The organism is Nonomuraea sp. 3N208, from assembly GCF_052245935.1.
Lineage (GTDB): Bacteria > Actinomycetota > Actinomycetes > Streptosporangiales > Streptosporangiaceae > Nonomuraea.
On the sequence record NZ_JBQQBR010000096.1, the window covers coordinates 1 to 9,536 of the forward strand.

Annotated in this window: 9 protein-coding genes; 5 read left to right on the forward strand and 4 right to left on the reverse strand. The window is 68.4% G+C overall.

Going from position 1 to position 9,536, the window contains the following annotated elements; translation table 11 throughout:
- Window positions 1-409: 409 nt before the first annotated feature.
- A complete protein-coding gene (locus tag ACTWPT_RS58940; RefSeq protein ID WP_443186294.1) occupies window positions 410-1,861 on the forward strand; it encodes an IS200/IS605 family accessory protein TnpB-related protein in 1,452 nt (483 codons plus the stop codon).
- 6 nt (window positions 1,862-1,867) lie between these two features.
- Here ACTWPT_RS58940 and ACTWPT_RS58945 read toward each other — a convergent pair whose 3' ends face one another.
- From ACTWPT_RS58945 to ACTWPT_RS58960, 4 genes are all read right to left on the reverse strand, one after another.
- Window positions 1,868-2,824, reverse strand: coding sequence for a carbohydrate ABC transporter permease (locus tag ACTWPT_RS58945; protein WP_443186295.1), 957 nt, complete (start codon window positions 2,822-2,824; stop codon window positions 1,868-1,870).
- Window positions 2,824-3,735 (reverse strand): carbohydrate ABC transporter permease, encoded by a 912-nt coding sequence (locus ACTWPT_RS58950; RefSeq protein WP_443186296.1) that lies wholly within the window; start codon window positions 3,733-3,735, stop codon window positions 2,824-2,826. Before ACTWPT_RS58950 ends, ACTWPT_RS58945 begins: the two co-directional genes overlap by 1 nt.
- Window positions 3,736-3,790: 55 nt before the next feature.
- Entirely contained in the window at window positions 3,791-5,017 is a 1,227-nt protein-coding gene (locus ACTWPT_RS58955; RefSeq protein ID WP_443186297.1) for an extracellular solute-binding protein, read from the reverse strand.
- A gap of 241 nt (window positions 5,018-5,258) precedes the next feature.
- The gene (locus ACTWPT_RS58960) at window positions 5,259-6,275 is read right to left on the reverse strand and encodes a LacI family DNA-binding transcriptional regulator (protein ID WP_443186298.1); all 1,017 of its coding nucleotides are present in this window, start codon (window positions 6,273-6,275) and stop codon (window positions 5,259-5,261) included.
- Between the two features lie 168 nt (window positions 6,276-6,443).
- Here ACTWPT_RS58960 and ACTWPT_RS58965 point away from each other — a divergent pair, with 168 nt between their 5' ends.
- The 4 genes from ACTWPT_RS58965 (at window position 6,444) to ACTWPT_RS58980 (ending at window position 9,396) form a co-directional block, all read left to right on the forward strand.
- On the forward strand, window positions 6,444-7,406 hold the full coding sequence (locus ACTWPT_RS58965) for an acetylxylan esterase (protein ID WP_443186299.1): 963 nt from the start codon (window positions 6,444-6,446) through the stop codon (window positions 7,404-7,406).
- Between the two features lie 93 nt (window positions 7,407-7,499).
- Window positions 7,500-7,763 (forward strand): phosphoribosyl-ATP diphosphatase, encoded by a 264-nt coding sequence (locus tag ACTWPT_RS58970; RefSeq protein ID WP_020547470.1) that lies wholly within the window; start codon window positions 7,500-7,502, stop codon window positions 7,761-7,763.
- Window positions 7,764-7,822: 59 nt separating this feature from the next.
- The gene (gene hisG / locus ACTWPT_RS58975; RefSeq protein ID WP_443186300.1) at window positions 7,823-8,668 is read left to right on the forward strand and encodes an ATP phosphoribosyltransferase; all 846 of its coding nucleotides are present in this window, start codon (window positions 7,823-7,825) and stop codon (window positions 8,666-8,668) included.
- 167 nt (window positions 8,669-8,835) lie between these two features.
- Window positions 8,836-9,396, forward strand: coding sequence for a phosphoribosyltransferase family protein (locus ACTWPT_RS58980; protein ID WP_443186301.1), 561 nt, complete (start codon window positions 8,836-8,838; stop codon window positions 9,394-9,396).
- The last annotated feature ends 140 nt before the right edge of the window (window positions 9,397-9,536 follow it).

A 9,536-nucleotide genomic window follows, 5' to 3' on the forward strand; every position in this document is an offset into this window, starting at 1 on the left:
AGGAACCCCGCCACCCCGTCACGGAACGTGCACACGATGCACATCGCCGGACGGAGGGAACGAGAACGCGGGAGACCAGCGCATCCAAAACCGTTCGGGATGCGCGCAGTTCCGGGACGTGGCATCAGATGTCACTCCTGGCTACTGTTTAGGAACGGTTCGTGAGTGCTGGCATTCCAGGTATCGGAAGAGGCTGCGGGCGATCGCGGCACCGTTCACCATCGCCCCACCTGCTGGGGCGCGGATCCGGGATCGTCTTCGGCTGTCCGAGCGTGACGTCGAGGTCTTGACCGCTGTCGGCCGTCATCTGGGCAGCCATGCCCGCGCTGATCTGGCCGAGCGCATCCGTAGTGGGGATGTCGCGGTCGCACGGAACCGGAGGGCGGAGCGGAAGAGGAGGCTCACCGCGGTGTCCTCGTCGCGGTGGGCCGGGGCGATGACCCGTACCTCGGAGGATCAGTACCAGCTGGCGCTGCGCTGCATGCACGACCAGCGCGCTGGCCTGCGCCGCGCCATAGCCACGATCAGCAAGCGGCTGGCGGTGCCGTGCGGCAAGCGCAAGGGTCGCGTGCGCGGGTACGCCGATCAGGAGGAGCGGTGGAACAAGCAGCGCCGGCTGCAGGTGCTCACCGCCCGGCTGGCACGCGTCGAGGACCGTATCGCACAGGGCCGACCGGCGATCGTGGTCGGCGGCCGCCGGCTGGCCAAACTCCGGCACAATCTTGCCGACGCCGATCTCTCCGAGCAGGAGTGGCGCTGGCGGTGGGAGGCGCGGCGGATGTTCCTGACCGCCGACGGGGAGTCCGGAGCGCCGTTCGGGAACTACACCATCACCGTCGACCCCGGTGACGGCTCGGTGACGATCGTGCTGCCGGAGCCGCTGCGGCACCTGGCCAACGCCCCTCGGGGCCGCTACCGGCTGGCGGCCACGGTGGGTTTTCACCACCGGCGCGAGGAGTGGCTGGATCGCGTGCAGGCCAGCCGGGCGGTGCGCTATGATATCACCTACGACCCGGAGCGGGAACGCTGGTATCTGGACGCCTCCTGGTCCGCCGATACCCCGACCTTGCCGTCCCCGGACCGGCTGGCCGCCTCCGGGGCGCGGTTGCTGAGCGTGGACCTCAACGGCGACCACGTGGCCGCCTGCGTCGTGGACGCCTGCGGCAATCCGATCGGCCAGCCCATCACGATCCGCACCGAGCTGACCGGGCCCGCCTCCCAGCGCGACGGACGGCTGCGGCACGCGATCAGCGACCTGATCCACCTCGCGCACCGGCATGGCTGCGTCGGTATCGCGATCGAGAACCTGGGCTTCGATGACGCCCGCGCCACCGGCCGGGAGACCATGGGACGCGGCAAGCGGGGCAAGAGCTTCCGCCGCACCGTCGCCGGCATTCCCACCGCACGCTTTCGGGAGCGGTTGCGCGGCATGGCCTACCACCGCGGTCTGGTCGTGGTCGCCGTCGACCCGGCCTACACCTCCAAGTGGGGTGGCCAGCACTGGCAACGCCCCCTCAAGCAGCAGACCAAGCAGAGCACGGCCACCCGGCACCATGCCGCTGCGGTGGCGATCGGACGACGCGCTTTCGGACACGGGATCCGGCGTCGGCCAGGTGTGACCGCCCGCCACCAGAGGATGGCGGCACGGAGAGCTACCGGCCAGACCGCATCCCGCCCGCCGGCGCACGGGACCGCGAGCCCGCCCAGGACCGCAGGCACGCCTCCCGGGGGCGGCAAGACCTGCCGGGGCCGAGGTGGCCAGCCCGCGCTGTTCCCAGCACCCAAGACCGTTCGGGGTGCACCCGGACCCAGCCCGGGCCCGGTCCACGACGATGCGGCCAACACCGGCCAACCCGCCTAGGAACGGTCAGCCCTTGATTCCGCTGAGCGCGATGCCTCTGGTGAAGTACTTCTGGAAGACCAGGAAGAAGACGATCGTCGGAACCGACGCGAGCAGCCCGCCCGCCATGATCGCGCCTTGGTGGTCCGGCCCTCCGAAGTAGGAGTTGAGCCTGGCCAGCGCGACGGGGATGTTCGCCATCTCGTCGCTTTGCACGATGATGAGCGGCCACAGGAAGTTGTTCCACTCCGCCAGTACGATGAAGATCGACATCGCGGCGAGTGCCGGCCGTAGCAGCGGCAGCACGATCCTCCACCAGATCCGCCACTCCCCGGCGCCGTCCACCCTGGCCGCCTGGATCAGCTCGTTCGGTATCGACTGCAGGAACTGCACCAGGAAGAACAGCACGAACGCCTTGGCCAGCGCCGGGACGATGTAGGCCGGGTAGCTGTCCAGCCAGCCCAGGTTCCGCATGATCACGTAGTTCGGGATCAGCGTGGTCTGCCAGGGCACCATCATCGAGGCGATGATCAACAGGAAGATGGTGCGGCGCCCCTTGATGTCGTGCTTTGCGATCACGTACGCGGCCAGGGAGCAGATCAGCAGCGACCCGACGGTGATGGTGGTGGTGATGAAGATGCTGTTGAACATGAACCGCCAGAACCCGAAGTCCACCTGATAACGCTGGAAGATGCCCTGCAGGTGGCCGGGATTGATCGCTTGGAGGCTCCACTCCGGGTCGTAGAAGTTGGCGAACGTGGGGGACTCCGGCACGAACGACGGCGGCGTCCTGGCCAGCTCCCGCGGTGGTTTGAACACCGTGATGAGCAGCCAGTAGAACGGCGCGATCATCGTCAGTGCCAGGAGGTAGAACGGCAGGCGCAGCAAGTGCCCGTTGATCCGGGAGCGCCGGCCGCCGCCGGTCTTCGTTCTGTGCGGGGACTGCTGGACCGGGGCGATCGTGTCCATGGGGGCGACGGCCATCACAGCTCCTTCATGGCGCGGCCCACGCGCAGGTTGACGAGGCTGAGCACGAAGATGATCAGGAAGAGCACCCACGCGATCGCGGAGGCGTAGCCCAGCCTGAAGTGGGTGAATCCCTGGTCGTAGAGGTAGGGGACGATCATCAGGCCCGAGTCGAGCACGCCGCCGATGGTGTTGGCGCCCTGACTGAACACGATGTAGACGGCCTCGAACACCTGGAAGGCGCCGATCAGGCCGGTCACCACCACGTACGTGGTGACGGGGCGCAGCAGCGGCAGCGTGATGTGGCGGAACTGCCGCCAGGCGGACGCGCCGTCGATTTTGGCGGCCTCGTAGTACTCCTCGGGGATCGAGCCGAGCCCGGCGACGTACAGCACCATGCCGTAGCCCATGCCGCCCCACACCGACATCAGCACCAGGATCGGGATCGTCAGGCCCGGTGTGGCCAGCCAGGCGACGGCATTGCCGCCGAACCAGTCCACGATCGTGTTGGCCAGGCCCACGTCGCTGGGGTACAGAACCCACTTCCACATCAGCATGAGCGCGATGGAGGAGGTCACCGAGGGCAGGAAGAACAGGGTGCGCATGATCCGGTGTGGCCAACTGCTGCCGTTGAACGCCAGCGCCAGGCCTAGTGACAGCAGCGTGCCGAACACGACCGACCCCACCACGTACAGGGCCGTGTTGCCCAGCGCGTGGCGGAACCTGGCGTCCGACGCCAGCTGCACGAAGTTGTCCACACCGGTGAACGCCGCGGGATTGATCCCGTCGAACTTGGTGAAGCTCAGGTAGAGCGAGTTGGCCAGCGGCCAGAGCAGGAACCCCGCGAACAAGGCGAGGAACGGCAGCAGCATCGCGTACGAGGTGCCGTAGCGGCGCAGCCTGCCGCGCAGGGGGATGGGGGAGGCCATGTCAGACTCCTGGATCAGGGGCCGGGACCGGGCCACGCCGGTCCCGGCGGGGCGACTATCCGGCGTTGCGCTCCATGACCTTGGCGGCTTCCGTCAGCGCGGTCTTGACGTCCGCCTTGCCGAGGATCGCCGACTGGAGCTGCTTGGTCACGTCCGGCGCGCTCTCGTCCCAGCCGGGGCAGCCCGGCGCGGCCTTGCCGGCCTTGATCGCGGCTTCGAACACCTGGGCCTGCTCAGGAGTGAACACCGACCCGTTCACGATCTTGTCGGGGCGCGGCGGGATATAGGAGATGTTCCGCTTCCTGGCCTCGTCCGCGATCGCGCTGATCGCTTCGTCGCTGTACATGAACTTGACGAAGTCCGTGCTCGTCTGGACGTACTTGCTGAAGGAGGTCACGCCGATGGCCCGGCCGCCGATGAACGTGGTCGGCCCGGCGGGGCCCGCGGGGATCGTGGTCATCGCCCACTTGCCCTTCAGCTTGGGCTTGTTGATGTCGATGCCCTTGGCGATCCAGTTGCCCGCCACCACCATCGCGGTGCCGGTGTCCAGCGCGTCGGCGCCCTCCACGGTGGCGGTGGGCGCACCGTGCTCGCCATAGAGGTCCACCCAGTACTTCAGCGCCTGCTCGGCCTGCGGGGTGTTGAGCGAGGGCTTGCAGTCGGCGGTGTAGAACGATCCGCCCGCCTGGTAGAGGTAGTTGAAGTAGCCGATCCAGTCGAGGTTGCCCCAGTCCTGGCTGTAGGGCTTCTTGATCCCGGACGCCTTGAGCTTGCCGATGGCCGCGGTCAGCTCCTCCCAGGTCTTGGGCGGCTCGACCTTGGCCTGCTCCAGCAGGTCGGTGCGGTAGTAGAGGGCGAGGGTCGACATGTCCAGCGGCACGCCGAACACCGAGCCGTCGGGGGAGATGGCCGACTCCCACTGGGCGGGCAGGGCCTGCGCCTTGAGCGAGTCGAGGCCGTGCTTGCGCAGGTCCACCATGGCGCCCTTGACGCCGAACTGGATGGTCCAGGTCATGCCGCCGGAGATGATGTCGGGTCCGCTGCGGCTGGTGGCCGCCGCCAGCAGCTTGGCGTACGCGTCGGACCACGACAGGGTCTGCACCTTGACCGTCACGTTCGGGTGCTTCTGCTTGTAGAGGTCGGCGGCCTTCTGGAAGGTCGCGGTCTCGTCGTCACCGCCCGTGGACCAGAAGGACAGGGTCACGGGGGCGTTGGTGTTCTGGTCCGCCTGCTGGGTCTGCGTCTGGCCGCTGGTGGCGCAGGCCGCGCTCAGAACCGCCAACAGGACCGTGCTGCAAGCTGCCATTGTTCGTCGCATGGGCCATCCGATCTATCGGTCGGATGGGCGCCTTCGGGGGGCGTGCGGATGTGCGAGGGCATCCCACGACCGGCGCCCAATTCATATGTTTAGGGATCACACCACTTAAACGGGTAAGTTACAATAGCTCGACGACAACGTTGTCAGGAGGTTTCCGCTCAACACGGCTCTGACCTGTGGGGAAACGGTCCATGAAACGGTTCGGTCACATCCGCGCGGGAGCGGTGCTGCCCCGGGGCAGCAGGCTCGCCGGCGGCCCCTCCAGGCTCCCCGTCTCCCCGCTTTCGATCAGCCGGAGCAGGGTCCGCGCGGCGTGCGCGCCGCCGGCGGGGATGTCCCGGGTCACCGCGGTCAGCGACGGCCGCACCACCTGGGAGAGCGGCGAGTCGTCCCAGGCCACGATCGACAGCTCGGCGGGGACGTCGAGGCGCATCTCCTGGGCGACCGACAGACCCGCAACCGCCATGATGTCGTTGTCGTAGACGATCGCGCTGGGCCTGGCCCGGGAGCTGAGCAGCCGCCGGGTCGCCCGGGCCCCCTGCTCGCCCGTGTAGTCGGTGTGGGCGACCGGATGCTCGCTTACACCCGACTCGGCGCAGAGCTCCGCGAACGCCTCGTCCCTGATCCTGGTGTGGAGCAGCGCCGGCAGCCCGGCCACCCTGGCGATGTGCCGGTGGCCGAGCGCCGCAAGATACTCGATCACCTCGCGCAACACGACCACCTCGTCCGACCACACCGCGGGCAGCGAGCCGGTGCCCGACGGGTGCCCCGTCACGACCGCAGGCATGCCGAGCTGCTCGACCACCGGGATCCGGGGATCGTCGGCGTGCAGGTCGACCAGGATCGCGCCGTCCACCCTGCCCTCGCCCCACCAGCGCCGGTAGACCGCGATCTCGGCCTCGTGGTCGGGCACCACCTGGAGCATCAGCGCGCACGAGCTGGCCGCCAGCTCACCCTCGATGCCGCTGATCAGCTCCATGAAGAACGGCTCCACGCCGAGAAAACGGGCCGGTCGGCACAGAACCAGGCCGATGGCGTCGGCCCTGGCGCCGCTGAGCGAGCGCGCGGCCACGTTCGGCCGCCAGCCGATCTCCTGCGCGATCGCCTGGATGCGGGCTCTGGTCTCCTCAGAGACACCGGGCTGGCCGTTCAGCGCGTAGGAGACGGCCCCCTTGGACACACCGGCCCGCTTCGCGATGTCGGCGATCGTCGGCCTCTTCACCCGTGCTCCTCTCTGAAATTTTCACTGAACCGTATCAGCGATATCGTCAGGACACACGCCCCCTGACCAGGAGCCGAGGCCCATGCGTACGACCGCCCGCACGCCGTCGGCCCGATCACCCGTACGGTATGAGCATCTCGTCCGACCGTGTCCCGAGGAGCGCCCCCCATGTTCGTCGACATGCCGCTCACGCAGCTGCGCGAGTACCTCCCCGAACGCGCCGAGCCCGCCGATTTCGACGCCTTCTGGCAGCGCACGCTCACCGAGGCCCGCACGCACGACCTCGCCCCCGCCTTCACCCCCGTGCCGTCCGAGCTGACCGTCGCCGAGGTGTACGACGTCACCTTCGCCGGGTTCGGCGGCCACCCGATCAAGGGGTGGCTCCTGCTGCCGCGCCACGCCGACGGCCCGGTGCCGTGCGTCGTCGAGTACCAGGGCTATGGCGGCGGACGCGGGCTGCCGATCGACTGGCTGCTGTGGCCCAGCGTCGGCTACGCGGTGTTCGCCATGGACAGCAGGGGGCAGGGCGCCGGCGGTTGGCGGCGCGGCGACACCGCCGATCCCTTCCCCGGCAGCGGCCCGCAGACGCCCGGCGTCATGACCAGCGGCATCCACGACCCGGACACCTATTACTATCGGCGGCTCTACACCGACGCAGTGCGCGCGGTCGAGGCCGCCAGGGCGCATCCGCGGGTGGGCGCGATCGCGGTCGGCGGCGCCAGCCAGGGCGGCGCCATCGCCCTGGCCGCCTCAGCGCTGGCACCCGAGCTTGCCTGCGCCTTCATCGACGTCCCGTTCATGTCGCACATCAGGCACGCCACCGAGATCACCGCCGAATATCCGTACGCCGAGCTCGCCGCCTACTGCCGGTCGTTCAAGGACCGGGTCGAGCCGGTCTTCGAGACCCTCTCCTATTTCGACGGGGTCAACTTCGCCGCCCGCGCCACCACGCCCGCGTTGTTCTCCGTCGGGCTCCAGGACGGGATCACACCGCCGTCCACGGTGTTCGCCGCGTACAACCACTACGCCGGCGAAAAGGAGATCAAGGTCTATCCGTACAACGGGCACGAGGGCGGCGAGTCCGTCCAGGCCATGGAGAGGATCGCGCGCGCGAGGAAGGCGCTCGGGTGAGATGCGCCGTCTCGCGTGGCGGACGCGGGGCGGCGGCACGCCCTGTCGCAGACTACTCTTAACAAGCACGTCAGCCGACCGACGAGAGAGACCATGAAGACCTTCGAAGAGCTGTTCGCCGAGCTGTCAGAGAAGGCCCGGACCCGGCCCGCGGGCTCGGGCACCGTGGCCGCGCTCGACGCCGGCGTCCATGCCATCGGCAAGAAGGTCGTCGAGGAGGCCGCCGAGAGCTGGATGGCCGCCGAGCACGAGTCAGACGACAGGGCCGCCGAGGAGATCTCGCAGCTCCTCTACCACGTGCAGGTGCTCATGATCGCCAAAGGCATCGGTCTCGACCAGGTCTACAAGCATCTTTAGGGCGCGGAGCGCCCGCCGCCGCCGACCCTGGAGAAGCGAGAGAAAACTGAGGACCTGACATGCTGCGTCTGGCAGTACCTAACAAGGGCGCGCTCAGCGAGGCCGCCCAGCACATGCTCAAAGAGGCCGGCTACCGGTCGCGCAGGGACAGCAAGGAGCTGGTCATCGTCGACCAGGACAACGGCTGCGAGCTGTTCTTCCTGCGCCCCCGCGACATCGCCGTCTACGTCGGGGAGGGCACGCTCGACCTCGGCATCACCGGCCGCGACATGCTGGTCGACTCCGGCGCGCCGGTCGAGGAGATCATGCCGCTCGGCTTCGGCGGCTCCACCTTCCGCCTGGCCGCCGCGGCCGGCACGATGACGTCGGTCCAGGACCTCGACGGCCGCCGCATCGCCACCTCCTACTCGGGCCTGCTCGAGAAATACCTGTCCGACCAGGGCGTGGACGCCCGCGTGATCAAGCTGGACGGCGCCGTCGAGACCGCCATCAGGCTCGGCGTGGCCGACGCGGTGGCCGACGTCGTGGAGACCGGTACCACGCTGCGCAACGTCGGCCTGGAAGTGTTCGGCGACCCGATCATGCGCTCGGAGGCCGTGCTGATCAGGCGCGAGGGGGCGTTGGAGACGTCCGTCGCCGGCCAGCTTGTCCGCCGCTTCCAGGGCGTCGTGCACGCCCGCGACTTCGTCATGATGGACTACGACATCCGCGCCGAGCGGATCGAGGAGGCCATCGCGCTCACGCCCGGCATGGAGGGGCCGACGGTCTCACCGCTGCACCGTGAGGGCTGGGTCGCCGTCCGCGCCATGGTCCGGCGCAAGGGCCACCAGCAGGTCATGGACCAGCTGTGGGACATCGGTGCTAGGGCCATCCTGGTCACCGACATCTACGCCTGCCGCCTCTGACCTTCGCAGGTGCTGGGCGGCAGGCACGTCCCGCCGCCCGCGCCAGGTCTCGTCGGCCGCGCACCCGCTTGACAAGGGCTCCAGGGCTCGGCGTGAACCGGTGAGATCGGGGTCCGTCTCAGGAAAATGGTTGGACGGCGGACCTGCGTCCCGCGAATGATCTCAATGTGGATGTGAGGCCTGAAGCCGACACGCTCGTGGCGCGTCTTCGCACGTTGTTCACGTGGCGAGATGACGGCGCGGATATCGCCGCTTGGTGGGCGCACGCCGATGTGCTGTCGGGTCTTGGCGCGGCTCTGGCGCACCTTCACGCGCATACCCGTCCCAGCGTAGTGATCGGACCGGAAGCCAGCGGCTTCATCATCGGGCCGCTCGTCGCTCTTCAGGCGAATGCCGGTTTCGTGGAAATGCGGAAGGGTCGCGCTGACGGTGACTTCGGGGATCGGATCCTCGTCCAGGATCGGGTCCTGACCCGTAGCACTCCGCCCGACTTCGCCAACCGAACGCTGGATTGGGTGGTGCAGCGGCGCGTCTTGCGTCCCGGACATCGGGTGCTGTTCGTGGACGACTGGGTGGAGACCGCGGCAACCGCTCAGACCGCGCGCCGGATCGTCGAAGACAGCGGCGCGACGTGGATCGGCGCAGCGGTGATCGTTGACGCCACATCCGGCCAGGCTCACCCCGACTTGCGGCTGCGTGCCCTTCTGCGTAGAAGAGAACTCTCGTGAGCACCTGGGCGCGCGGGACTGTACGGTTTTCGGTGTAACTCCTGATCAAGGAGAACGCACCTGATGAGTACTGTGATCCAGGCATCGACGGAGATCGACCTGGAGGACGCCGCAGTGGCACGCAAGGAGCCCAAGGACGC

Excerpts from the sequence above, each read along its gene's own strand:
- ACTWPT_RS58945 (WP_443186295.1), bottom strand. The coding sequence starts at position 2,824 with ATGGCCGTCGCCCCCATGGACACGATCGCCCCGGTCCAGCAGTCCCCG.
- ACTWPT_RS58950 (WP_443186296.1), bottom strand. The coding sequence starts at position 3,735 with ATGGCCTCCCCCATCCCCCTGCGCGGCAGGCTGCGCCGCTACGGCACC.
- ACTWPT_RS58965 (WP_443186299.1), top strand. The coding sequence starts at position 6,444 with ATGTTCGTCGACATGCCGCTCACGCAGCTGCGCGAGTACCTCCCCGAA.
- ACTWPT_RS58970 (WP_020547470.1), top strand. The coding sequence starts at position 7,500 with ATGAAGACCTTCGAAGAGCTGTTCGCCGAGCTGTCAGAGAAGGCCCGG.
- hisG (WP_443186300.1), top strand. The coding sequence starts at position 7,823 with ATGCTGCGTCTGGCAGTACCTAACAAGGGCGCGCTCAGCGAGGCCGCC.